The sequence below is a fragment of the Blastococcus sp. KM273128 genome (genome assembly GCF_021698975.1).
Lineage (GTDB): Bacteria > Actinomycetota > Actinomycetes > Mycobacteriales > Geodermatophilaceae > Blastococcus.
On the sequence record NZ_SSXA01000001.1, the window covers coordinates 92108 to 115825 of the forward strand.

Sequence of the window (23718 nt, forward strand, 5' to 3'; positions counted from 1 at the left end):
AGGTGCTGCGCAGGGTGGTGGTGGGTGCGGCCGTCGTCGTCCTGCTGTGCACTCTGCTGGTGGGCCTGCTCTGGGCGTTCCAGCGCCATCTCGTCTACCTGCCCGACGACGGCCCCGTCCCGCCGGCCGCGCAGTCCGTGCCGGGTGCGCGGGACGTCGTCCTCGAGACCGACGACGGCCTGCGGCTGGGCGCCTGGTTCGTCCCCGGCCCGACCGCGGACGCCCCCGGCGTGCTGGTCGCCAGCGGCAACGGCGGTCACCGCGGCATGCGGGCGCCGCTGGCCCGGGCTCTCGCCGACGAGGGGCTCGCCGTCCTGCTCTTCGACTACCGGGGCTACGGCGGCAACCCGGGCACCCCGGACGAGGCCGGGCTGGCGCTCGACGTGCGGGCGGCGCGTGAGTACCTGCTCAGGGACGGCGGGGTGCCGGCCGACCGGCTCGTCTACTTCGGGGAGAGCCTCGGCGCGGCGGTCGTGACCGGGCTGGCGGTGGAGCACCCGCCGGCCGGGCTGGTGCTCCGCTCGCCGTTCACCGACCTCGCGGCGGTGGGCAGCGAGCACTACCCGTTCCTGCCGGTGCGGGCGCTGCTGCGCGACCGCTACCCGGTGGCCGAGCAGGTCCGGGAGGTCGAGGTGCCGACGACGGTCGTCTACGGCGAGGCGGACTCGATCGTCCCGCCGGCGCAGAGCCGGGCGGTGGCCGACGCCGCCGCAGCGCTGCACCGGGTGGTGGAGGTGCCCGGCGCCGACCACAACGACCTCGTGCTGCTCGCGGGCGACGAGGTGGTCGAGGCCGTCGTGGAGCTCGCCGACCTCAGCGCGGGGTGAGTACGGCTACCGGGTGATCACATCGCCGACTGCCGCGTCGATCTGGCCCCCGTCTGACAAGCAGGCTCGCCTGTCCGCCGTGACGGTCAGTCGCCGTCGGGCTCGCCGGCCAGCGCCCGGGCGGCTTCGGTGTCGGCCGGGTCGAAGACGATCTCACCCGCGGTGCCCGACTGGGCCGCTTGGCCGTCGATCTAGCGCTGGTGGGCCTCCCACGCTGCCTGACGGGTGGTGCCCAGTGCCTCGCCAATCTCGGCCCAGGCGGCGCCGGCCGGCCGAGCCGTGCGCACCGTCAACTGTCGCCCGTAGTCGGCTTTTGCGTGCGACCAGTTCCTGGAGCGTGAGGAGCTCCAGCGACTCCTCTCGGCGCAAGGTCGGCAGCGCGTTTGGGCCTTGCTGGTCGGGGTCGGCCACCGCATCCCGCATTCGCAGCTCCTCGAGCCGGGCGACTGCAGCGGGCAGCGTGCAGCGGCGTTCGAGTTCCGTGACGATCGTCATGGACTCACGTTTCGTCAAATCACGTTGACAGTCAAGGCAGCTTGACGCCGCCTGCGGGACGGTCGAGGCAGTCATCCATCCGTCCCGCTCGGCAGCCGTGCTCAGCGCGGGGTGACCGGCAGGGTGAGCTAGGCGCGGCCTCCTGCCGCGCGGGCGGTGGCGATCCGCTCGGCCGAAAGGCGATGGGCAAGCGAGTCGACAGCATCTTCCCGAAGCTGAGCCAGTCGTGGGCGCCGACAAGGGTTCGCAAAGATGCAGTCGTCTGCCATCTGCGAATCAGAGCGGCCGGCAAGCGGACGCAGACCGTGGCGCAAGCCGACCCCCGCGCAGGCCGCGCACGTCGCGGCCTCAACGCGCAACGCTGTGCGACGTGGCTCGCAGGTCGCTCCGGCTCAAGATGATGGGCAGATGTCCGAAACTTGGCTGGTCACCATGACCAAGGAGCTCCCTTGCATATCGATGAGCGTGAGTACAAAGACGTGTGCCGAGAGGAAAAACTCGACGCGCGGGTGGAGCCTTTCCGTGAGGTGGCCTACCGAGTCAACCTCGGACTGGCCCAAGCGCGTGCTCTTCTGCAGCAACTGCCCGAGAGCGTCGTTTACGTCCCGTCGAACGGCGACGACTCCAACGCCATCGCGCTGGTCCGAGATCAAGCGTTGGTTCTCGGGCTCCTGGGCTCCTGGAAGAGTCTGCGCTTCCTGCAAGCCGCCACAAGTGCGTGGACCTCCCCTGCGGCGACGGGCTTCGATCCTTTTCTTGCCGCGAGCACTATCCGGGCTGCTCTCGAAGAGACCTCTCGCACCGAACTCGCTATTCGCGTGATGAAGCCGCTCGTAGAGGCGATCGAACAGCGCAAACCCTCAAACACACACCAAGAGGATGTTGGTCAGCTGGCTCGCTTCTTGGACAGGGTGTTGAAGGAGGACGACGGCAGGGGGTTGACGAAGAGTCAGGACCCCGGTGTGAAGAAATCCGTCGGGGAGGCCGTCGCTGCGGTGCCCATGTTCAAGGTCTCGATCGACGATGGCATGGGCCTGTACAGCTACCTGTCTGCCGTGGTGCATGCCGAGGGTCCCGGTCGAGCGCTCTTCAGTAGTGGAGACGAGTACGAAGGGGGAGTCTGGTTGAGTAGAAACCCCAGCAAGTACAGGGTTCGTTCTGTACGAGTGGCGACTCTCGCTGGCTCTGCCTTGGTCGGCTGCCTGGTGAGTGCGCATTGGAAGACGTTCGCAGACCTTGTTGACCGTCTCGAAGCCGCGGCCGGATTGGACATCCAATATCTGAGTCCGCGATTGACGGTCCCGCCGGACGACTGGTTCCTGGCGCGGACTCAAGTCACGGCGCAATGGCGTGACGGACTTTGGACTCGATGGGCCGTGTTGTAGTCCTCGCCATGCGACTCCCGGGGTAGCGATCGGCTTCCTAGTTTCCCCGCTCCACCGATGATTGAGCCGCGGGCTCGCCGCTGTCAGGACTAGGTCAGTTTCCAGCGATCGACAGCGTGAGCCGGCGGCGCCCCTCCGCGGAGCGGGCGGTGGCCATCCGCTCGGCCGACGGCGTGCCGTACTCGGTGGTCCGCTGGCGGGCGGGGCGGCCGATCGCGGCGGCCATCGCCTCGAGCTCGGCGATGGTCTTCAGCGAGCCGTTCTCGCTGCCGGCCATGCGGCTGATCGTCTCCTCCATGAGCGTGCCGCCGAGGTCGTTGGCGCCGCCGCGCAGCACCGCCTGGGTGCCGGTGTCGCCGAGCTTCACCCACGAGGTCTGGATGTTGCCGATCCGGCCGTGCAGCAGCAGCCGGGCCACCGCGTGCACCGCCCGGTTCTCCCGCACCGTCGGCCCCGGCCGGGCGACGCCGGCCAGGTAGATCGGGGAGTTGTGGTGCACGAAGGGCAGCAGGACGAACTCGCTGAACCCGCCGGTGCGGTCCTGCAGCGCGGCCAGGGTGCGCAGGTGGGCGACCCAGTGCGCCGGGGTGTCGACGTGGCCGTACATCATCGTCGACGTCGTCGGGATGCCGACCTCGTGCGCGGTGCCGATGATCTCCAGCCAGGTCGCCGTCGGCAGCTTGCCCTTGGTCAGCACCCAGCGGACGTCGTCGTCGAGGATCTCCGCCGCCGTGCCCGGGATCGAGTCCAGGCCCGCCTCCTTGAGCCCGGTCAGGAACTCGCGGAACGGCAGGCCGGTGCGCGCGGCACCGTTCACGATCTCCATGGGCGAGAAGGCGTGCAGGTGGATGCCCGGCTGCCGCTGCTTCACCTCGCGGGCGAGGTCGAGGTAGGCGGTGCCGGGCAGGTCGGGGTGGATGCCGCCCTGCATGCAGATCTCCGTCGCCCCGGCGGCCCACGCCTCGTCGACCCGGTCGCCGACCTGGCTCATCGAGAGCGTGTAGGCGTCGGCGTCGGTGCGCCGCTGGGCGAACGCGCAGAACCGGCAACCGGTGTAGCAGACGTTGGTGAAGTTGATGTTCCGGTTGACCACGTAGGTGACGTCGTCGCCGTTGACGTCCCGGCGGACCGCGTCGGCCAGGGCGCAGAGCGCCTCGAGGTCGTTCCCGTCGGCGCCGAGCAGCGCCAGGTACTCGGCGTCCGTCAGCCCGGCCGGATCGGTCTCCGCGCGGGACAGCGCGGCGTGCACCTCGGGGTCGCCCACGGTGAGCGCGGTGGAGCGCCCGTCCCGGGCGCCCGCGGTGCGCGAGCGCAGCTCGGACCAGTCGCCGTAGACGGCGTCGAAGTCGCTGCGCCGGTCCGACGTCCGCCCGACGGTGTCCACCTCGACGTGCAGGTCGACCCGGCCCGAGGAGGTCCACGCCTCGTCGGGCTCCTGCCACGGCAGGCCGGCCGGGATGCGGCCTTCGACGGCCAGGCCGTCCGGACCGGCCAGCGCCTCCACGTGCGGCCGCACCCGCGGGTCGAGCCACGGCTCGGGCTGCCGGACGTACGGCGGCTGGGCGGCCAGCCGCTCGCGCAGCTCGAACCCGGCCTCGGCGGTGAGCGCGGCGAGCTTGTCGATGTTCGGCCACGGCCGCTCGGGGTTCACGTGGTCGGGCGTGAGCGGCGAGACCCCGCCCCAGTCGTCCACCCCGGCGCGCAGCAGCAGCCCGAGCTCGGTGGAGTCCGACAGGTTCGGCGGCGCCTGCACCCGCGCCTTCGGCCCCAGCAGCAGCCGGGTGACGGCGACGGCGGCGACGTACTCCTGCAGCTCCAGGTCGTCGTGCGCCTGCATGGCCGTGCGCGGCTTGGCCCGGAAGTTCTGGACGATGACCTCCTGCACGTGCCCGTGCCGCTGCGCGGCGGCCCGGATCTGCAGGACGGCATCGACCCGCTCGGCGTAGTCCTCGCCGATGCCCAGCAGCACGCCGGTGGTGAACGGGACGGCGGAGCGCCCGGCGTCCTCCAGCACCCGCAGCCGGACGGCGGGCTCCTTGTCCGGGCTGCCGAAGTGCGGGCCGCCGGGCTCGGACCACAGCCGGGTCGCCGTCGTCTCCAGCATCATCCCCATCGACGCCGACACCGGCTTGAGCCGCTGGATCTCCTCCCACGACAGCACGCCCGGGTTGAGGTGGGGGAGCAGCCCCGTCTCCTCCAGCACGCGGATCGCCATGGCGCGCAGGTAGCCCAGGGTGGAGTCGAAGCCGTGCGCCTCCAGCCACTCGGCGGCGACCGGCCAGCGGTCCTCGGGCCGGTCGCCGAGGGTGAACAGCGCCTCCTTGCAGCCCATGGCCGCCCCCGCCCGCGCGATGTCGAGCACCTCGTCGGGGGAGAGGTAGGGCGCCTTGCCCTCCTTGCGCAGCTGCCCCGGCGTCGTGACGAAGGTGCAGTAGTGGCAGCGGTCGCGGCACAGGTGGGTGAGCGGGATGAACACCTTGCGGCTGTAGGTGACGACGCCCGGCCGCCCGGCGCTGGCCAGCCCCGCGTCGCGGACCCGCGCGGCGGCGGTGAGCAGCCGGTCCAGCGGGTCGCCCTCGGCCAGCCCGCGCGCGTGCAGCAGGGTCTCGGCCTCGACGGCGTCGAGGGCCACCCCGCGCTCGGCGCGCACCAGGGCGCGGCGGAGGGCGGACTCGGACGGTGCGGGGAGTGCAGTCATAGCGCCGCCGACGCTAGCCCTCGGGGCCGACGGCCGGGCTGCCCGCCCCGTCGGCCCGCCCGTCGGTGTGCACCGATCAGCCCCTCGACGACGCCGGAGGGCCCGGTTCCCGCACAGTTCACGCAGGTCGGCTCCCCGGTGCGGTCGGGGTGGCGGGACATCGTGCTCTGCCCCCACCCCGTGGGCAGAGCGCGACCGGCGCGGTGCCGGCCGGCCCTTCGCCCGGGATCAGATGTCGCGGCGCTGGAAGGAGAGCGCGGTCAGTCCGAGGACGACGGCGACCCACAGCACCGCCCACGCCAGGTACGCGGGGCTGAGCGGCGCGTCGGCGAGGAAGGGGAAGCCGCCCTCGGGGCCCATCTGGACCAGCGCGACCGGGTCCTGGAACGCGTTCATGGCGCCGCGCCACAACCCGTCGGTGGGTAGCAGCACCCGCGACACGCTGCCCACCCGCTCGACGCCCTCGTTGCCCAGCGCCCCGCCGATGCCCCCGACCACGCCGGCCACCCAGGTGGCGCCGAACAGGCCGACGGCGACGATCCCCGACGCCATCGGCGAGATGGCGCTGGACAGCAGCAGGGCCAGGGTGAGCAGCACGATCGTCTCGGCGGCCAGCAGCGCGAGACCCGCGGCCGGGGACGGCGGCCAGTACCCGACCACCCCGCGGACGACGAGCAGCTGCGCCAGACCGGCCAGCGCCACGTACCCGCAGCCGAAGGTGAGCAGGCCCAGCCACTTGCCCAGCAGCACCGACGAGCGGCGCACCGGCCGGGCGAGCACCGCCAGCGCCTGCCCCGACTCGACCTCGCCCGCGAGCGTGGGCCCGGCGAGGAAGGCGGTGCCGATCGCCGCGATCAGGCTGAACCCGAACATGATCAGGTTGATCAGCAGCGAGGCCACCAGGCGCGCCTCGCCGCTGGTCAGCGTGCCGAGCTCGGTGTCCAGGCCGATGAGCCGGGAGAAGCCCCACCCGCTGAGCGCCAGCAGCACCACGGTCAGCGCCAGCAGGGCCCACACGACCTTGCGCCGGGCGGCCTCCCGCAGGGTCAGCCCCGCGATCGTCAGCACGATCACGGCGCCGCCTCCTCGTGGCGGAGGACGGCGAGCAGCCGCTCCTCCAGGCTGATCCGCACCGGCTCGACGGCGTGCACGTGCACCCCCAGGCCGACCAGGTCGCGCACCAGGTCCGGCACGGTGACGCCGTCGTCCTCGGCGGCCAGCGCGACGGTGAACCAGTCGCCGCTGCGGGTGAGCGTGCCGGTCGCGCGCAGCCGCTCCTCGACCTGCGGGCCGACCTCGCCGAGCCGCAGCCGCACCTCGTGCTGGCCGAGCAGCTCGGTGAGCGTGCCCGAGGCCGCCACCCGGCCCCGGTCGAGGATGACGACCCGGTCGCACACCCGCTCGACCTCGCCGATCAGGTGCGAGTTCAGCAGCACGGCGACGCCGCGCGCCCGCAGCGACAGCACGATGTCGCGGACGTCCACCCGGCCCAGCGGGTCCAGCGCGCTGGTCGGCTCGTCGAGGACGACCAGCTCCGGGCGGGCGACGAGCGCGACGGCGAGCCCGAGCCGCTGCTGCATGCCCTTGGAGAAGCCGCCGACCCGGTCACCGGTCCGCTCGGCCAGGCCCACCAGCGCCAGACACTCCCGGCGCTCCTCGGCGGGCACGTCCGCCCGCGACAGCCTGACGTGCAGGTCGAGCACCTCGCTCGCGGTCAGCCACGGCTGGTAGCGGAACAGCTCGGGCAGGTAGCCGACGGCGCTGCGCGAGCGGGGGTCCGACGACGGCCGGCCGAGCAGCAGCACCTCACCGGCGTCCGGGCGCACCAGCCCGAGCAGCATCTTGATGACACTGGTCTTCCCGGCGCCGTTGGGCCCGAGCAGGCCGACGACCTCGCCGCGGCCGACGCTGAAGGAGACGTCGTCGACGGCGGTCCGGCGTCCGTACCGCTTGCGCAGCCCGGAGCACCAGACCGCCGGGGACGGCGGCAGGTCACCGAGCACACCGCCCGCCGTGCCCGCCGCCGTCGTGCCGGTTGCCATGCCCCGGACCGTAGCGGCGTCAGCCGAGGCCACGGGCGACCGACAGAAGCTCGTCCGCGCTCAGCGATCCGGCCACCCCGGTCATCACGCCGTCCTCGACCCAGACCACGCCGGCGAACAGCCCGTTGCGGGAGGTCAGGACGGTCGCCTCCGACCCGTCGACGTCGGCCGTGGAGCTGGTGACCAGCTCCGCGGGCACCGGCAGCGGCAGGGTCGCGGCGTCGGTGGAGAGGTCGCGCAGCTGGTCGGCGAGGCCGTCGGGCAGCCCGGGCAGCGAGAGCAGGTGGTCGCGGACCGCCTCGAAGGGCACGCCCGAGGAGAAGACCTGCGGTGCCCCCACCCGGGCGACGACGAGCGTCGGCACGCCGGTGGGCTGGGACCAGACCGCGGCCACGCCGGGCCCGGCCTCGAACCGCAGGGTGCTCCCGTCGATCCCGGGCGGAGGGGGCGGCAGGACCTCCCCCTCGGCCGCCGCTGCCTGCGCGGCCTTGTCCGCGGAGAACGTGAAGGTGGCGCCCACGACACCGGCGACCTGGTAGGCCGGCTCGCCGGTCACGCCCTCGGGCAGCTCGGCGACCTCGGGGACCTCCAGCCCGGTGCGCTCCGCGGCGGTGGCGGCGTCGGGCACCTGCTCCGGGTCGGGCTGCTGGGTGATCTCCACGTCGCCGTAGGCCGAGAGGTCGGGCACCTGCACCAGGTCGGTGCTGGTGATCTCGACCGGGTCGACCCGCTCGGTCTGGAAGATCGGCAGCCAGTCGTTTGCGGCGGCCACCCCGGCGCCGGTCACCAGCACGACCGCGCCGAGCGCGGCCACCGCGGGGCGCCGGACGGCTGCGCCCCAGCGGCTGCGTGCCGCGGCGCGCGCCGGGCGGCCGGCGGCCACGGCCGGGGAGCCGGCGGCGGAGAACCGGGCCCAGGCGGCATCGGTGTCGACGGCGCCCGGCCCGCCGAGCGCGGCGCCCACGCGCTGCGCGTCGGCCCGGGCGTCGTCGAGCACCCGCAGGCAGGTCGGGCAACCCGCGACGTGGGTGCGGTCGGCGTCGGGAACCCCGGCCGGCTCGTCGACCAGCCGGCGCAGGACGCCCTCATCCGTGTGACGCATGGCGGTTCAGCTCCTCGCGAAGTGCGGATTCGGCGCGTCGGACGGTGGTGCCGACGCTGCCGGGGGACAGGTCGAGCGCGGTGGCGACCTCGGCGTAGCTCAGCCCGCTGTGGCGCAGCACCAGCGCGGTCGCCTGCTTGCGGGGCAGCCGGGCCAGCGCGGCGCGGACGCGGCTGCGGTCCTCGAGGGTGAGCACGGTGTCGGCCACGTCGGGGGTGACGGCGTCGGCCGTGGCGGCGACCGTCTCCTCCCGGGAGGTGCGGCGGCGGCCCGAGCGGATCAGGTTGAGCGCGGTGTGCGCCGCCGCGACGGAGAGCCAGCCGCCGGCCTCGGCGGCGGGCACCGACGAGCGGCCGAAGGAGAGGAAGACCTCCTGGGCGACGTCCTCCGCCTCGTCGCGGGAGCCCAGCACCCGCGCGGCCACCCCGACGACCCGCGGGTACTCCCGGCGGAACACCTGCTCGAGGTCTGGCCGCACCGCACCGCGGGTCGCTGCTGCCGGCACGCCGCCCGTCCCTCCGACCCGGTGCACCGCTCCCGGGAATGCCATGACGGCCGCCGGTGCCGGTCGTCCGTGCCGTACGAGGTCCATGCCGGTGTAGCACCGCCGGGCCCGCGGATGTGACACGCGGGCCGTGGCGACGTCGGTCAGCCGCGGCCGGCGGCCCCCCCGGCCTCGTCGACGAACCGGCCGCGCAGCCGCAGCAGCGGCCGGGCGGCGGGGTCCAGCACCGGCACGTCGTCGACCGCCAGCAGCGCGAGCACGTGGTCGCCGGCCTCGACCAGCCGCTCCAGCCGGCAGTCCAGCGCGGCCAGCCCGCCGGAGAGCACGATCGCGCCGCTGCCGGCCGCCCGCGTCCACGGCACCTGCTCGAGCAGGTGGCGGGCGCTGGGGCGCCCCGCGGAGGCGAACCGCGAGGCGACGATCGCGTGCTCGGCGGCCAGGACGGTCAGCGCGCAGGAACCGACCTCCTCCAGCACCTCGGCCGGGTAGCCGTCGGCGGCGAGCCCCACGGCGACCAGCGGGGGTGCGGCCGAGACGCTCATGACCGAGCTGACCGTCGTCCCGACGTCGTCGATGTCGTCCCGGACGGTGAGCAGGCAGACGCCGGCGGCGTGCTGGGCCAGGGCCGTGGCGAAGGCGGCGGGGTCGACCGGCATGGCGGCCAGTCGACCACACCCCCAGGATGGACCGGTGACCGAAGCCGAGCGCACGTACGACGTCGTGGTCCTGGGAGCGGGCTCGACCGGCGAGAACGTCGCCGACGTCGTCGTCCGCGGGGGGCTGTCGGCGGTGCTGGTGGAGCCCGAGCTGGTGGGCGGCGAGTGCTCCTACTGGGCGTGCATGCCGAGCAAGACGCTGCTGCGCGGCACCGAGGTGCTCGCCGAGGCGCGCGCCGTCGACGGGGCGGCGCAGGCGGTCACCGGGGAGCAGGACGTGGCGGCCACCCTCGCCCGCCGCGACTCCTTCACCTCGCACTGGGACGACTCCGGGCAGGTCGAGTGGGTGCACGGCGCCGGCATCGACCTGCTCCGCGGCGCCGGCCGGCTCGACGGGGAGCGCACCGTCGTCGTGACCGCGGACGACGGGACGACGACCCGGCTGACCGCGCGGCACGCCGTCGCCGTCTGCACCGGGTCGCAGGCGGCCCTCCCGCCGGTGGAGGGGCTGGCCGACGTCGACCCGTGGGGGCCGCGCGAGGCCACCAGCGCCAAGGAGGCGCCGGCCCGCCTGCTGGTGCTCGGCGGCGGCTACGTCGGCTGCGAGATGGCGACGGCGTGGCAGGCGCTGGGCTCGCAGGTCGCGCTGCTGCAGCGCGGGGACCGGCTGCTGCCCGGGCTCGAGCCGCAGGCCGGGGACGCCGTCGCCGCCGCCCTGCGGGACGCGGGGGTGGACGTGCGGTTGGGCACGGAGGTGACCGCGGCGCGCCGCGACGGCACCGAGGTTGTGCTGACGACGGCGGACGGCGAGGTGCGCGGCGACGAGGTGCTGGTCGCGACCGGCCGCTCGGCGCGCACCGGCGAGATCGGCGCGGAGACCGTGGGCCTGGAGCCGGGGGAGTACCTCCCGGTCGACGCGACGATGCGGGTCGAGGGCTCCTCGTGGCTGTACGGGGTGGGCGACGTCAACGGGCGCCGCCAGCTCACCCACATGGGCAAGTACGAGGCCCGTCAGGCCGGTGCGGCGATCGTCGCGCGGGCCCGCGGGGAGGAGGTCGACACCTCGGCGTGGTCGCCGTTCGTCGCCACCGCCGACGACGTCGCGACGCCGTCGGTGGTGTTCACCTCACCGCAGGTCGCCAGCGTCGGGCGGACCGCCGCCGAGGCCGCCGACGCCGGGCTGCCGCACCGCGTCGTGGAGTACCCGCTCGGGAGCGTGTCCGGCGCCGCCGTCTTCGCCGACGGGTACACCGGGACGGCGGTCGCGGTCGTGGACACCGAGCGCGAGGTGCTGCTGGGCGTGACCTTCGTCGGGCCCGCGGTCGCCGAGCTGCTGCACGCGGCGACGATCGCGGTCGTCGGCGAGGTGCCGATCGCGCGGCTGTGGCACGCCGTCCCGGCCTACCCGACGATCAGCGAGATCTGGCTGCGGCTGCTGGAGACCTACCGGGGCTGACCCCCGCGACGGCGGGGCGGGTGGCCGTGCTGGAGTGGGCGCGTGCAGTTCGACCGCTCGTCGCGTTCCCCCTGGCGCCGCTACATCGCCCTCGGCGACTCGTTCACCGAGGGGCTCAGCGACCCCGACCCCGAACGCCCGGGCGAGTACCGCGGCTGGGCCGACCGGCTGGCCGAGCACCTCGCGGCCGCCGCACCCGGCGCGGACCTGGAGTACGCGAACCTGGCGATCCGCGGCCGGTTGCTGGCGCAGGTGCTCGACGAGCAGTTGCCGGTGGCCCTGGCGGCGGAGCCCGACCTGGTCAGCCTGGTCGCCGGCGGCAACGACCTGATGCGCCCGGGCGCCGACCCCGACGCGCTGGCCGCGCAGCTGGAGTCCGCCGTCGTCCGGTTCCGCGCGGCGGGCGCCGACGTCCTGCTGGCCACCACCGCGGACACCCGGAACACCCCCATCCTGCGCCGGCTGCGCGGCCGGATCGCCGTCTTCGACGCGAACCTGTGGTCGATCGCCGCGCGGCACGGCGCCGCCGTCCTGGACCAGTGGGGGGCGGCGTGGATCCAGGACTTCCGGCTGTGGGACACCGACCGCATCCACCTCACCGACGAGGGGCACCGGCGGATGGCGCTGGCCGCTGCCGCGGCGCTGGGGCTGCCCGGTGCGGACGGCGAGGACTGGCGCACCCCGCTACCGCCGCAGCCGCCCCGCGAGCTGCGGGCGGCGCTGGCCGAGGAGGCCGCCTGGGTGCGCGGCTTCGTGGCGCCGTGGATCGGCCGGCGGCTGCGCGGCCGCTCCTCCGGCGACGGCCGCGCCGCCAAGCGCCCGGTCCCCCTGGCCCTGCCCCGCAGGTGAGGTGCTGGAACGGCCCGGTCCGGAGGCTCGCCACGAGCCTGCGAGTGGTGAGAGGGACCGGGTCCTCTTAGTCGTCGTCGGGGTCGGCGAGCTCGTCGAACAGCGAGCCGTTGACGAACCGGCCGGTGTCGACCAGGCCGTGCGCAGCGGGGGACGACGGCGGCCGCTGCCGGGGGAGCGTGGGCGCGGCGGCCGGCGGCTCGGGCAGCAGCTCGCCGGCGACGTCCTCGGCCGGGGTCTGGGTGACCTCGCCGATGAGCACCTCCGCCGGGTTGGGCAGGGGCGCGGGGCGGCCGAAGGCGTAGCCCTGCGCCATGGCGCAGCCGTGGTCGAGGAGCCAGGCGGCCTGGTCGAGGTCCTCGATGCCCTCGGCGATGACCTGCAGGCCCATGCCGCGGCCGAGCTGCAGCAGGCCGTGCACCAGCGCCGCGGTGGAGGGCTGGGTGACGACGTCGGCGACGAAGGACCGGTCGATCTTCACCGTGTGGATCGGCAGCCGGTGCAGCGCGGTGATCGCCGAGTAGCCGGTGCCGAAGTCGTCCAGCGCCAGGGTGACGCCCTGGTCGGTGACGACGGCGACCGAGTGCAGGGTGGCCTCGGCGGCGAACAGCGCCGTCGACTCGGTGATCTCCAGCTCCAGCCGCTGCGGCGGCAGCCCGGACTCCTCCAGGGCCGCGGCGACCAGCTCGCTGAACCCGTCCTCGGCCAGGTGCCGGGCGGAGATGTTGACGTGCACCCGCAGGTCGTCGGCCCAGGTGGCGGCGTCCAGGCAGGCGCGCCGCAGCACCCAGGCGCCGAGCTTGGAGGTGAGCCGGTTGTTCTCCGCGACGTCGAGGAAGGCGCCGGGCGGAAGCAGCCCGCGGGTGGGGTGCTGCCACCGCAGCAGCGCCTCGTAGCCGAGCAGCGTCTCGTCGGCCAGGTGCACGATCGGCTGGTAGAAGAGCCGCAGCTCGTCGTTGTCCAGAGCGTGGCGCAGCTCGGTCTCCAGCTGGAGGGCGTCGACGTCGCTGCGCGACAGCGCCCCCTCGTGCACCTCGATGCGGGCGCGCTGGCCGTCGGCCTTGGCCTTGGTCAGCGCGCTCTGCGCCTGGCGCAGCAGGTCGTCGGGGGTCATGTCGGCACCGAGGGTGAGGCCCACGCTCGCCGAGAGGGTGATCTCGCGGTCGTTCACCACGAACGGCTCGTCGAGCACGCTGAGCAGGCGGTCGGCCAGGGCGCGCAGCCCGTCGAGGTCCTCGACGTCCTCGGCGACCACCAGGAACTCGTCGGCGCCCAGGCGCACCGCGGTGTCCTCGACGCGGGTGCTCCACCGGAGCCGGTCGGCGAACTGGCTGAGCAGCAGGTCGCCGGCCTCGTGACCGAGCGCGTCGTTGACCGCCTGGAAGCGGTCGATGTTCAGGTGCACCAGGCCGACCTGCAGGCCGCGGCGGCGGGAGAGCGCGACCGCGTGCCGGAGCCGGTCGGTGAGGGCGCGACGGTTGGGCAGGCCGGTGAGCGGGTCCATGAACGCGCGGCGGACGGCGTCCTCCTCCGCCCGGCGGCGGTCGGTGACGTCGACCAGGGAGAGGACGACGAACTGCGGCGTCCCGTTGTTCTGCCGCACCACCTCGTGGGACTGCACCACCCACAGCTCGGTGCCGTCGGAGCGGCGCAGCCGGCGCTCGCCGTCGAGCAGCAGGTTCGGGTCGAGGTCGGGCTCCCCGGGCGCCGGCGTCAGCCCGAGGTCGCCCACCGGCGGGTCGTCGGGGTGGGCCAGCAGGTCGACGTGCCGGCCGGAGAGGCTCTCCGCGGTGCGGCCGGTGAGGGCGCACATCCGCGGGTTGGCGACCAGCACGTGACCGTCGAGGTCGACGAGGGCCTTGGCGATCGGTGCGCCGAGGAACAGGGCCTGGAACAGCTGGCCCCGGTCGGCGAGCAGCGTGTCGATCGCCCGCAAGCGCTGCCCGGCGCCACCGCCGGGCGTGCCCGGGGAGCGGGGCATCTCGGGTGCGGGGAGGCTCACCGGGACAGCGTCACGCATCGCAGGCGAGAAGTGACGGAACCCGTTGACGGAGAGTCGTGATCGACCAGTCACACTGCGTCGCAGGTCGTCACACCCGCCCCACCGGTCGCGCCCGCGCGGGCGACCTGCCATTCGCCGCGGGAATCCCAGCCGCCGTCGACGCGCTCCAGCAGCAGACATCGACGAAAGGACCAGACGTGGAGAAGCGGATCGGCTTCCTGTCCTTCGGCCACTGGCAGCCCATCCCCGGCTCGCTGGTGCGCACCGGCCGGGACGCCCTCGTGCAGAGCGTGGAGCTGGCGGAGGCCGCCGAGGAGATGGGCCTCGACGGGGCCTACGTGCGGGTGCACCACTTCGCCCGGCAGCTCGCCTCGCCGTTCCCGCTGCTGGCGGCGATGGCGGCCCGCACCCGGCGGATCGAGCTGGGCACCGGCGTCATCGACATGCGCTACGAGAACCCGCTGTACATGGCCGAGGAGGCCGCGGCCACCGACCTGCTCGCCGACGGTCGGCTGCAGCTGGGGGTGAGCCGGGGGTCACCGGAGACGGCGCTGCGCGGCTCGGAGGCCTTCGGCTACGTGCCCGGTGAGGGCAGCACCGACGCCGACCTGGCGCGGCAGAAGACCGCTCTGTTCATGGCCGCGATCTCAGGGCAGCCGGTGGTCGACGCCGACCCGCGGATGACCGGGGGCGCGAGCGGCAAGCTGGCGGTCCAGCCGCAGTCGCCGGGGCTCGCCGACCGCATCTGGTGGGGCTCGGGCACCCGGGCGACGGCGGAGTGGACCGCGCGGCAGGGGCTGAACCTGATGAGCTCCACCCTGCTGGTCGAGGACACCGGGGTTCCGTTCGACGAGCTGCAGGCCGAGCAGATCGCCCGGTACCGCGCCGCCTGGGCCGACGCCGGCTGGGAGCGCGAGCCGCGGGTGTCGGTGAGCCGCAGCGTGCTGCCGATCACCACCGACCAGGACCGGCAGTACTTCGGCGGCGGCCGGGAGGGCGAGGACCAGGTCGGCATCCTCGAGGGGGTGCGGGCCCGGTTCGGGAAGAGCTACACCGGTGAGCCCGACGCGCTCGCCGAGGCGCTGGCCAAGGACGCCGCCGTCCGGGAGGCCGACAGCCTGCTGCTCACGGTGCCCAACATGCTGGGCGTCGAGTACAACGCGCGGCTGCTGCGGACGGTCGTCGAGCACGTGGCACCCGCGATCGGCTGGGTGCACCCGGACCGCCGCACCGCCTGACCCAGCGGCCGGCACTCGGCGCGCGGGCCCCACGTTCCTCGACAGTCACCCGGAGCCCGACCAGCTCCCGGGGTGATGCTCGTGCTCGCGGGGTGCTGCAGGACTCGCGGAGCAGGAGGACCACCCCGGAGCGGGCGGATCAGCGCAGGTCAAAGCCGAGGTCGAGCACCGGGGCGCTGTGCGTGAGCGCCCCCACGGCGAGGTAGTCGACGCCGGTCGCCGCGACCTCGGCCGCCCGCTCGAGCGACAACCCGCCGCTGGCCTCCAGTCGGACTCCCGTGCCCCGCACCAGCGTCACGGCGGTGCGGGTGTCCGCGAGGGAGAAGTTGTCGAGCAGCACCAGTTCCACGCCCGCCGCGATCGCCTCGCGCACCTGGTCGAGGGTGTCGCACTCGACCTCCAGCGGGACGTCGGGCGCCGCCGTCCGCACCGCCTCCACCGCGGCGGCGATGCCGCCTGCCGCGGCCACGTGGTTGTCCTTCACCAGCGCCGCGTCGCCGAGCGCCATCCGGTGGTTGACCCCGCCGCCGCAGCGGACGGCGTACTTCTCCAGCCCCCGCAGGCCGGGGATGGTCTTGCGGGTGTCTCGGATCGCCGCGCCGGTGCCCGCGACGGCGTCCACCCACCGGCGGGTCGCCGTGGCGATGCCCGAGAGGTGGCCGACCAGGTTGAGCGCGGTGCGCTCCGCCGTCAGCAGCGCCCGGGTGGGCCCCTCGACGGTGAGCACCGGCGCCTTCGTGCGGGCGGCCATGCCGTCGGCCGCGTGCAGCGTGACCTCGACGTCCTCCCCGCCCACCAGGCCGAAGACCGCCGCGGCCACCGGGACGCCGGCCAGCACGCCCGGCGCGCGCGGCACCACGTCGCCGGTGGCGCGGGCGCCGGCCGGGACGGTGGCGGCGGTGGTGACGTCGGGCCCCAGCGCGAGGTCCTCGTCGAGGGCCCGGCGGATCACCTGCTCGACGAGCGCGGGGTCGAGGCCGCCGTCGCGGAGGACGTCGGCCAGCTCCGGCCGCAGCGGGTACCACTCGGTCATGCCGCTCCCTGGTCCTGGTCGGCCGCGGTCAGCGGCACGGTGCGGGTGTGCAGGTGGCCGGTGCCGTCGATGCGGTGGGCCAGCCGCACCTGCCACTCCGGCCGGCTGCCCGGCGCGTCGGCCCGCCGGTGGCAGCCCCGGCTCTCCAGGCGCGCGAGCGCGGCGGCGGCCAGCAGGGTGGCGACGGTGTGCACCGCCGTCGCCTCGAACGCGGCGAGGTCGAGGACGCCGGTCCGGGGCGTCGCGGCGAGCAGCCCGGTGAGCTCGGTGAGGCCGGCGGCGGTGCGCAGCACGCCCGCGTGCCGACTGGTGGCGACGCCGATCGCCGCGCGCGCCGCGGGGTCGACCGCCCCGGTGGCGACGGCCCGAGGTGCCACCGGCTCGGCGGGCGGCCCGTCGGGGAGCGTGGCGTCCAGCAGCGCGGCGCAGCGCCGGGCGGCGACCAGCCCCTCGGTGATCGAGTTGGACGCCAGCCGGTTCGCCCCGTGCACGCCGGTGCAGGCGACCTCGCCGACGGCGAGCAGCCCGGGGACGCCGGTGCGCCCGTCGAGGTCGGCGAGCACCCCGCCGCAGGTGTAGTGCGCGCCCGGCGCGACCGGCACCGGCTCCGCCGTCAGGTCGAACCCGGCGTCGCGGCAGGCGCGGACGATGCCGGGGAAGCGCCGCTCCAGGAACTCCGCCCCGAGCCCGGTCGCGTCCAGGAACACGCAGTCCTCGCCGGTCGCCGCCAGGTGCGCGGCGACGGTCGCCGAGACGACGTCGCGGGGGGCGAGGTCGGCCAGCGGGTGCGCCCCGGCCATGACCCGCCGCCCGGCGCGGTCGACCAGCACCGCCCCCTCGCCGCGCACCGCCTCGGAGATCAGCACCTGCTGCCCCGCGGCGCCGGGCCCCTGCCACAGCACGGTGGGGTGGAACTGCACCATCTCGACGTCGGCGACCTCGGCCCCGGCGCGCAGCGCCAGCGCCAGCCCGTCACCCGTCGTGCCGGCGGGACTGGTCGCGGCGGCGTACGCCTGCCCGTAGCCGCCGGTGGCCAGGACGACGGCGTGCGCCAGCAGGTCCCCGGGGTCGACGAGCGCCCCGCCGTCGGCGACCCGGGCGACGCGCAGGCCGGCCACGCTCCCGTCGGCGGCGTGCAGCGCGTCCAGCGCGACGGTGTGCTCCAGCACCTCGACGCCCGCCGCGGCGAGCGCCCCGACCAGCGTGCGGGTGACCTCGGCGCCGCTGGCGTCCCCGCCGGCGTGCACGATCCGGTCGCGGCTGTGCCCGCCCTCGCGGGTGAGCGCGGGCCGGCCGTCGCCGGCCAGGTCGAGGCGCGCGCCGAGGTGCTGCAGCAGCGCGATTGCGGCCGGCGCCTCGTCGACCAGCGTCGCCACCGCGGCCGGGTCGCAGAGCCCGGCGCCCGCGGTGAGGGTGTCCTGCAGGTGCAGCGCGGCGTCGTCGTCGGCACCCAGCACGGCCGCCAGGCCGCCCTGCGCCCAGCGGGTGCTGCCGGCGCCGAGCGCGCCCTTCGTGACGACGACGACCCGGCGCCCCGCGTCGGCGAGCGTGAGCGCGGTCATCAGCCCGGCCGCGCCGCTGCCGACGACGACCACGTCGGTGGCACGCTGCCAGCCGGCCTCGGGCAGCGGCAGCGCGGGGACGACGGCGGGGGCCACCGGCGCGGTGCGGCGCGGCCCCACGGTCACTCGCCGACCAGCGACGGGGTGCCGAGCGCGATCATCGCCTCGACGGCCGAGCGGGCGCGGGCGGCGACCTCCGGGTCGACGGTGACCTCGTCGCGGCCCTCGCGCAGCGCCCGCAGCAGCTTCTCCGGCGTGGACATCTTCATGTAGGGGCACTCGGCGCGCGGGTTCACCGCCTCGAACGCCGCGGCGGGGTTGGCCTGGCGCAGCTGGTGCAGCATGCCGATCTCGGTGGCGACGAGCACGCGCTTCGCCGTCGTCCGCTTGGCCTGGTCGAGCATCGCGCCGGTGGAGAGCACGTGGACGCGGTCCGAGGGCAGGTCGCCCTGGCCGACCATCCACAGCGCGCTGGTGGCGCAGCCGCACTCGGGGTGGACCAGGACCTCGGCGTCGGGCGCGTCCTCGATGCTCTGCCGCAGGTCGGTGGGGGAGATGCCGGCGTGCACGTGGCACTCGCCCATCCAGATGCGCATGTTCTGCCGCCCGGTGACCCGCTGGACGTGCGCGCCGAGGAACTGGTCGGGGAGGAAGAGCACCTCGCGGTCGGCCGGGATGGACTCGACGACCTCGACGGCGTTGGACGAGGTGCAGCAGATGTCGGTCTCGGCCTTCACCTCGGCGGTGGTGTTGACGTAGGAGACGACGGCGGCGCCGGGGTGCTCGGCCTTCCACGCGCGCAGCTGGTCCGCGGTGATCGTGTCGGCGAGCGAGCAGCCGGCGGCAGCGTCGGGCACCAGCACGGTCTTCCCGGGGCTGAGGATCTTCGCCGTCTCGGCCATGAAGTGGACGCCGGCGAAGACGATCGTGCTCGCGGTGCTGGCCGCGGCGATGCGGGAGAGGGCGAGGGAGTCGCCGACGTGGTCGGCGACGTCCTGGATCTGCGCGGCCTGGTAGTTGTGCGCCAGGACGACGGCGTCGCGCTCGGCGGCCAGCCGGCGGACCTCGTCGCGCCAGTCCTGCCACTGCTCCGGGGTCCACTGGGCAGCGGTGGGGGCGGGGAGCGTTGCGGTCACCGGGGACCTCCGGAGGAGTGGGGTTTCGGACTGTCAGGCGAAAACCTCTGCCGGCAAATCTAGCATGGGATCCGTGACGTCCGTGTGGTCCTCGCCCGAGCGGCCGGCCTTCCCGCACCAGGCGCTCGCCGTGGTGCTGCAGGTCCGGGGCGCGCGCCTGCACGTGATGCTCTGGCGGCGCGCCAAGGAGCCGTTCGCCGGCGCCTGGGCGCTGCCGGGCGGGCCGCTGCTGCCCGACGAGACCCTCGGCGCCTCGATCGGCCGGCAGCTCGCCGCCAAGGTGGAGGTGGCCCAGCTCGCGCACCTGGAGCAGCTGGAGACCCGCAGCGACCCGCACCGCGATCCGCGCAGCCGCACCGTGGCCACCGCCTACCTGGGGCTGCTCCCCGGCAACCTCGACCCGGTGCTGCCCGCGGACACCGCCTGGCACCCGGTCGATGCGCTGCCGGAGACGGCGTTCGACCACGGCTCGATCGTCGGGTCGGGGCTGGAGCGGCTGCGGGCGAAGCTGTCCTACACCAACGTCGCCTTCGCGCTGGCCCCGCCGACGTTCTCCATCGCCGAGCTGCGCGAGGTCTACGTCGCGGCGCTCGGCTACGAGGTCACCGCCACCAACCTGCAGCGGGTGCTGCTGCGGCGCGGCGTGCTGGAGCCGACGGGCGAGACGGCGGCGTCCGGCCGCGCCGGCGGGCGGCCCGCCGCGCTCTACCGCTTCGCGACGGCGAGCCTCGAGGTCACCGACCCGTTCGCCGTGCTCAAGCCCCCGGCGGCGCGCTGAGCCGCCGGGTCAGGCGGGGTCGCTGACGCCGACGGCGCGGCCAGCCGGCCGGGACGGGCCCGCTCCGGGCCGCGGTGGTCATTCGCCGGTGGCCCCGTCCAGCGCCTCGCGGAGCAGGTCGGCGTGGCCGTTGTGCCGGGCGTACTCCTCGACCAGGTGGAGCAGGATCCAGCGCAGCGAGAAGGTGTCGTCCCGGCCCCACGGCCGGTCCTCGGTGTCCAGCGGCAGCCGCCGGGCCACCTCGCCCACCGCGTCGGCCACCGCCCGCCAGGTCGCCCAGGCCTGCTCCACGTCGTCCGCGGTGACTGTCCCCGGGTCGACGCGGAACTGCTCGTCGCGGTCGCGGACGACGTCGGGCCACAGGTCGACGGGCAGCCCGCCGAAGCCGACCAGCCAGCCGGTCTCCACCGCCGCGAGGTGGCGCACCACGCCCAGCAGCGTGAGCTCGGAGGTCGGGATCGCCCGGGTGGCCAGCTGCCGGGCCGTCAGCTCCGCGCACTTCCACTCCAGCGTCTGCCGGTGGTACTCGAGGAACGCGGTCAGCAGCGTCGCCTCGTCCCCGGTCAGCGGGGGCTCGGTGCGGTGGTCGGCAGGGGTCATCGGGACTGCTCCCACGGGTCGGGGCGCGCCGGTCGGCGCCGTCGGCGCGCATCCTGCGGCACGGATCCGACATCCGGGGTGGCGACCGCCGCCCCGGTGCGTGCGGTCACCGTCCGGCCGCGCCGGCCTGCCGCTGCTTCCGGAGGAGCCAGGCGCCCATGCCGAGGTTCACGGCGGCCAGGAGGGCGAACAGCACCCTGAGGGCGGTCTCGCCCGACAGGCCCCACCCGCCGGCCGCGAGGACCGCCCACATCGCCCCGAGGACGAGGTACAGCGTCGGTCTGGGGCTTCTGGCGGGGCGGCTCACGCGCCCTTCGTAGGTCACGTCCCCGGCCGAGGGCAAACGCGCGCTGGACCGGCGGGCTCGCGGGTCACGCGGGCAGGGGCCCCAGGCCGAACGGGTGGATGTGGCTGCGGGGGTGGCCGGTGCACCCGCAGACGGCGGCCTCGCCCTGGTGGTCGCGGTAGTCGCAGCAGGGCACCAGCTCGGCGGCCGGGGCCGACGCCACCGGCGTGCGATCGGACAGGCGGACGAGCACGTAGCCGACGACGACCACGGCGCCCAGGACGGTGAGGGCGACGATCAGCGTCTTGACGATCTCGACGGCGACGGCGACGACGACCAGCACCGCGAGCAGCCTCCACATGGACGTGATCATCGCCCGGCACGGACGCGGGACGGCCAGGGCATCGCCCGGCCGGGGGACACCGGCGCCGGGCCCACCGGCCCGTCCAGGGCCCGACCGGACGGTGCGCCACGACGGTGGGCGGCGCAGCCGAGGAGGCGCGCCCGGCAGGGATCGAACCTGCGACCAAGTGCTTAGAAGGCACCTGCTCTATCCGCTGAGCTACGGGCGCTCGGGGGCGATCATCGCACCGCCCGGTGAGGTGGCGGCGCCGGCCGGTCCGCCGCGTCGTCCACAGGGGGGAGGCTCGTCCACAGTTCCCGCGACGGCCTCCCGGCCGCCGGGCGGCGCGGCGAGGGTCGACGGCACACCGGCACCCTGCCGGTCGCGCCCTCTGGCGCAGCACCCCCGAGGAGCACCGTGAACGACACCTACATCACCGTCGTCGGCAACGTCGCCGACGACCCGCGCCGCAAGGTCACGGAGAAGGGCGCGGTGACCAACTTCCGCATGGCCTCCACCGCCCGCCGCTACGACTCCGGCAGCGGGCAGTACGTCGACTCCGGCACCTTCTGGATCGACGTGGAGTGCTGGAACGGCCTCAGCAGCAACGTCGCCGGGTCGGTCAGCAAGGGCGACCCGGTGATCGTCCAGGGCACGCTGACCACGCACGAGTGGGAGTCGGACAACGGGCCGCGCCGCAAGCCGCAGCTCCGGGCCTCCGCCGTCGGCCCGAACCTCACGAAGGGCATGGCGGTGTTCAAGCGGGACCGGTCCGGTCGCGCGCCCGACCCCGCGGCCGGCCAGGAGCTCGCCGCGGTGCCGGACGCCCGCCCCGGCGCCGAGGTGACCGACCCCGGGTGGGACTACCACGGGGATGGTGCGACGTTGTCCCCCGTGGACGGCCCCGATCTGCCGCAGGAGCCCGCGCACGCCTAGTTGCCCGGGCTGGGAGGATCGGAGGCGAGAACGTACGGGGTGGGGTCGCGACCCGCGGCCCCGCCCCCGCTCGCGAGACGACGGAAGGCTCGAAAAGCCAGTGGCTCAGTACATCTACACGATGGTCCGCGCGCGCAAGGCGCACGGCGACAAGGTGATCCTCGACAACGTCACCCTGTCGTTCCTGCCCGGTGCGAAGATCGGCGTCGTCGGCCCCAACGGCGCCGGCAAGTCGACGGTGCTGCAGATCATGGCCGGTCTGCAGCAGCCCTCCAACGGTGACGCGACGCTCGCGCCCGAGGCGACGGTCGGCATCCTCCTGCAGGAGCCGCCGCTCAACGAGGAGCTCGACGTCCGCGGCAACGTCGAGGAGGCGGTGAAGCCGCTGCGCGACGCGCTGACCCGGTTCTACGAGGTCAGCGCGGCGATGGGCGAGCCCGACGCCGATTTCGACGCCCTCCTCGCCGAGCAGGGCGAGCTCATGGAGGTCATCGAGAACGCCGACGGCTGGGAGCTCGACGCCCGCATCGAGCAGGCCATGGACGCGCTGCGCTGCCCGCCCGGCGACGCCGACGTCACCGTGCTCTCCGGTGGTGAGCGCCGCCGCGTCGCGCTGTGCAAGCTGCTGCTCGAGGCGCCGGACCTGCTGCTGCTCGACGAGCCCACCAACCACCTGGACGCCGAGAGCGTCGCGTGGCTGGAGCAGCACCTGGAGAAGTACGCCGGCACCGTCGTCGCGGTCACCCACGACCGGTACTTCCTGGACAACGTGGCCCAGTGGATCCTCGAGCTCGACCGCGGCCGGGCCTACCCCTACGAGGGCAACTACTCCACCTACCTCGAGACCAAGGCCGCCCGCCTGCAGGTCGAAGGCGCCAAGGACGCCAAGCGCCAGAAGCGCCTCAAGGAGGAGCTGGAGTGGGTCCGCTCCGGCGCCAAGGCCCGCCAGGCCAAGAGCAAGGCGCGCCTCGCCCGCTACGAGGAGATGGCCGCCGAGGCCGAGAAGTTCCGCAAGCTGGACTTCGAGGAGATCCAGATCCCGCCGGGCCCGCGCCTGGGCAGCGTCGTCGTCGAGACGAAGAACCTGACCAAGGGCTTCGGCGACCGGGTGCTCATCGACGACCTGTCCTTCACCCTGCCGCGCAACGGCATCGTCGGCGTGGTCGGCCCCAACGGGGTCGGCAAGACCACGCTGTTCAAGATGCTGGTCGGCGAGGAGAAGCCGGACGACGGCGAGATCAAGGTCGGCGAGACCGTGCAGCTCTCCTACGTGGAGCAGAGCCGCGGCGGCATCGACCCGAAGAAGACGCTGTGGGAGGTCGTCTCCGACGGCCTCGACCACATCAAGGTCGGCAACGTCGAGATGCCCTCGCGCGCCTACGTCGCCGCCTTCGGGTTCAAGGGCCCGGACCAGCAGAAGCCGGCCGGCGTGCTCTCCGGCGGTGAGCGCAACCGGCTGAACCTGGCGCTGACCCTCAAGCAGGGCGGCAACCTGCTGCTGCTCGACGAGCCCACCAACGACCTCGACACTGAGACGCTCACCAGCCTCGAGGGCGCGCTGCTGGAGTTCCCCGGCTGCGCGGTCGTCGTCAGCCACGACCGGTGGTTCCTCGACCGGGTGGCGACGCACATCCTCGCCTACGAGGGCGACTCCAAGTGGTTCTGGTTCGAGGGCAACTTCGCCGACTACGAGAAGAACAAGGTGGAGCGGCTCGGCCCCGACGCCGCCCGCCCGCACCGCGCCACCTACCGCAAGCTCACCCGCGACTGAAACGAAGGACCCCCTCGC

At 74.6% G+C, this 23718-nt stretch carries 21 protein-coding genes and 1 tRNA gene; 8 read left to right on the plus strand and 14 right to left on the minus strand.

The window, feature by feature from the left end; all coding sequences use genetic code 11:
• Positions 1-2 precede the first annotated feature (2 nt).
• On the plus strand, positions 3-827 hold the full coding sequence (locus tag E9529_RS00520) for an alpha/beta fold hydrolase (protein WP_236829175.1): 825 nt from the start codon (positions 3-5) through the stop codon (positions 825-827).
• Positions 828-1771: 944 nt separating this feature from the next.
• Positions 1772-2707, plus strand: a complete 936-nt coding sequence (locus E9529_RS00525) for a hypothetical protein (RefSeq protein WP_236829176.1) — start codon at positions 1772-1774, stop codon at positions 2705-2707.
• A gap of 94 nt (positions 2708-2801) precedes the next feature.
• Here E9529_RS00525 and E9529_RS00530 read toward each other — a convergent pair whose 3' ends face one another.
• The 6 genes from E9529_RS00530 to E9529_RS00555 form a co-directional block, all read right to left on the minus strand.
• The gene (locus E9529_RS00530; RefSeq protein ID WP_236829177.1) at positions 2802-5405 is read right to left on the minus strand and encodes a bifunctional FO biosynthesis protein CofGH; all 2604 of its coding nucleotides are present in this window, start codon (positions 5403-5405) and stop codon (positions 2802-2804) included.
• A gap of 228 nt (positions 5406-5633) precedes the next feature.
• Positions 5634-6479, minus strand: coding sequence for an ABC transporter permease subunit (locus tag E9529_RS00535; protein ID WP_236829178.1), 846 nt, complete (start codon positions 6477-6479; stop codon positions 5634-5636).
• On the minus strand, positions 6476-7447 hold the full coding sequence (locus E9529_RS00540; RefSeq protein ID WP_236829179.1) for an ABC transporter ATP-binding protein: 972 nt from the start codon (positions 7445-7447) through the stop codon (positions 6476-6478). The genes E9529_RS00535 and E9529_RS00540 overlap by 4 nt, the downstream gene beginning before the upstream one ends.
• Before the next feature lie 19 nt (positions 7448-7466).
• Positions 7467-8549 carry a hypothetical protein gene (locus E9529_RS00545; protein ID WP_236829180.1) on the minus strand — a complete coding sequence of 361 codons (1083 nt, stop codon included), beginning with the start codon at positions 8547-8549 and terminating at the stop codon, positions 7467-7469.
• Positions 8533-9054 carry a sigma-70 family RNA polymerase sigma factor gene (locus E9529_RS00550; RefSeq protein ID WP_236829181.1) on the minus strand — a complete coding sequence of 174 codons (522 nt, stop codon included), beginning with the start codon at positions 9052-9054 and terminating at the stop codon, positions 8533-8535. The genes E9529_RS00545 and E9529_RS00550 overlap by 17 nt, the downstream gene beginning before the upstream one ends.
• Positions 9055-9197: 143 nt before the next feature.
• Positions 9198-9710 (minus strand): flavin reductase family protein, encoded by a 513-nt coding sequence (locus E9529_RS00555; protein ID WP_236829182.1) that lies wholly within the window; start codon positions 9708-9710, stop codon positions 9198-9200.
• 34 nt (positions 9711-9744) lie between these two features.
• On the opposite strand from E9529_RS00555, the gene E9529_RS00560 reads away from it, so the two are divergent.
• Together E9529_RS00560 and E9529_RS00565 are read left to right on the plus strand one after the other, a co-directional pair.
• Positions 9745-11166: an NAD(P)/FAD-dependent oxidoreductase gene (locus E9529_RS00560; RefSeq protein ID WP_236829183.1), complete on the plus strand. Its 1422-nt coding sequence runs from the start codon at positions 9745-9747 to the stop codon at positions 11164-11166.
• Positions 11167-11208: 42 nt separating this feature from the next.
• On the plus strand, positions 11209-12015 hold the full coding sequence (locus tag E9529_RS00565; protein WP_236829184.1) for an SGNH/GDSL hydrolase family protein: 807 nt from the start codon (positions 11209-11211) through the stop codon (positions 12013-12015).
• Between the two features lie 67 nt (positions 12016-12082).
• Here E9529_RS00565 and E9529_RS00570 read toward each other — a convergent pair whose 3' ends face one another.
• Positions 12083-14017: a bifunctional diguanylate cyclase/phosphodiesterase gene (locus tag E9529_RS00570; protein WP_236829185.1), complete on the minus strand. Its 1935-nt coding sequence runs from the start codon at positions 14015-14017 to the stop codon at positions 12083-12085.
• A 197-nt stretch (positions 14018-14214) separates the two neighbouring features.
• On the opposite strand from E9529_RS00570, the gene E9529_RS00575 reads away from it, so the two are divergent.
• Entirely contained in the window at positions 14215-15255 is a 1041-nt protein-coding gene (locus E9529_RS00575) for an LLM class flavin-dependent oxidoreductase (protein ID WP_236829186.1), read from the plus strand.
• A gap of 139 nt (positions 15256-15394) precedes the next feature.
• On the opposite strand, the gene nadC is transcribed toward E9529_RS00575, so the two are convergent.
• The 3 genes from nadC to nadA are packed head-to-tail and all read right to left on the minus strand — an operon-like array spanning position 15395 to position 18986.
• Positions 15395-16288: a carboxylating nicotinate-nucleotide diphosphorylase gene (nadC, locus tag E9529_RS00580; protein WP_236829187.1), complete on the minus strand. Its 894-nt coding sequence runs from the start codon at positions 16286-16288 to the stop codon at positions 15395-15397.
• Positions 16285-17976, minus strand: coding sequence for an L-aspartate oxidase (locus E9529_RS00585; RefSeq protein ID WP_236829188.1), 1692 nt, complete (start codon positions 17974-17976; stop codon positions 16285-16287). The genes nadC and E9529_RS00585 overlap by 4 nt, the downstream gene beginning before the upstream one ends.
• Positions 17973-18986: a quinolinate synthase NadA gene (nadA, locus tag E9529_RS00590; RefSeq protein WP_236829189.1), complete on the minus strand. Its 1014-nt coding sequence runs from the start codon at positions 18984-18986 to the stop codon at positions 17973-17975. Before nadA ends, E9529_RS00585 begins: the two co-directional genes overlap by 4 nt.
• 73 nt (positions 18987-19059) lie before the next feature.
• Between nadA and E9529_RS00595 the strand changes: the two genes are divergently transcribed.
• A complete protein-coding gene (locus tag E9529_RS00595) occupies positions 19060-19764 on the plus strand; it encodes an NUDIX domain-containing protein (protein WP_308195238.1) in 705 nt (234 codons plus the stop codon).
• 78 nt (positions 19765-19842) lie between these two features.
• On the opposite strand, the gene E9529_RS00600 is transcribed toward E9529_RS00595, so the two are convergent.
• The 4 genes from E9529_RS00600 to E9529_RS00615 form a co-directional block, all read right to left on the minus strand.
• Positions 19843-20364 (minus strand): DinB family protein, encoded by a 522-nt coding sequence (locus E9529_RS00600; RefSeq protein WP_236829190.1) that lies wholly within the window; start codon positions 20362-20364, stop codon positions 19843-19845.
• 106 nt (positions 20365-20470) lie between these two features.
• Complete coding sequence (locus E9529_RS00605) at positions 20471-20671, minus strand: hypothetical protein (protein ID WP_236829191.1); 201 nt, start codon at positions 20669-20671, stop codon at positions 20471-20473.
• Positions 20672-20735: 64 nt separating this feature from the next.
• A complete protein-coding gene (locus tag E9529_RS00610; protein WP_236829192.1) occupies positions 20736-21011 on the minus strand; it encodes a hypothetical protein in 276 nt (91 codons plus the stop codon).
• A gap of 138 nt (positions 21012-21149) precedes the next feature.
• Positions 21150-21222 (minus strand) — tRNA-Arg (locus E9529_RS00615).
• A 188-nt stretch (positions 21223-21410) separates the two neighbouring features.
• Here E9529_RS00615 and E9529_RS00620 point away from each other — a divergent pair.
• Both E9529_RS00620 and ettA read left to right on the plus strand, forming a co-directional pair.
• Complete coding sequence (locus tag E9529_RS00620; protein ID WP_236829193.1) at positions 21411-21929, plus strand: single-stranded DNA-binding protein; 519 nt, start codon at positions 21411-21413, stop codon at positions 21927-21929.
• Positions 21930-22029: 100 nt separating this feature from the next.
• Positions 22030-23700: an energy-dependent translational throttle protein EttA gene (gene ettA, locus E9529_RS00625; RefSeq protein WP_236829194.1), complete on the plus strand. Its 1671-nt coding sequence runs from the start codon at positions 22030-22032 to the stop codon at positions 23698-23700.
• Positions 23701-23718: the final 18 nt, after the last annotated feature.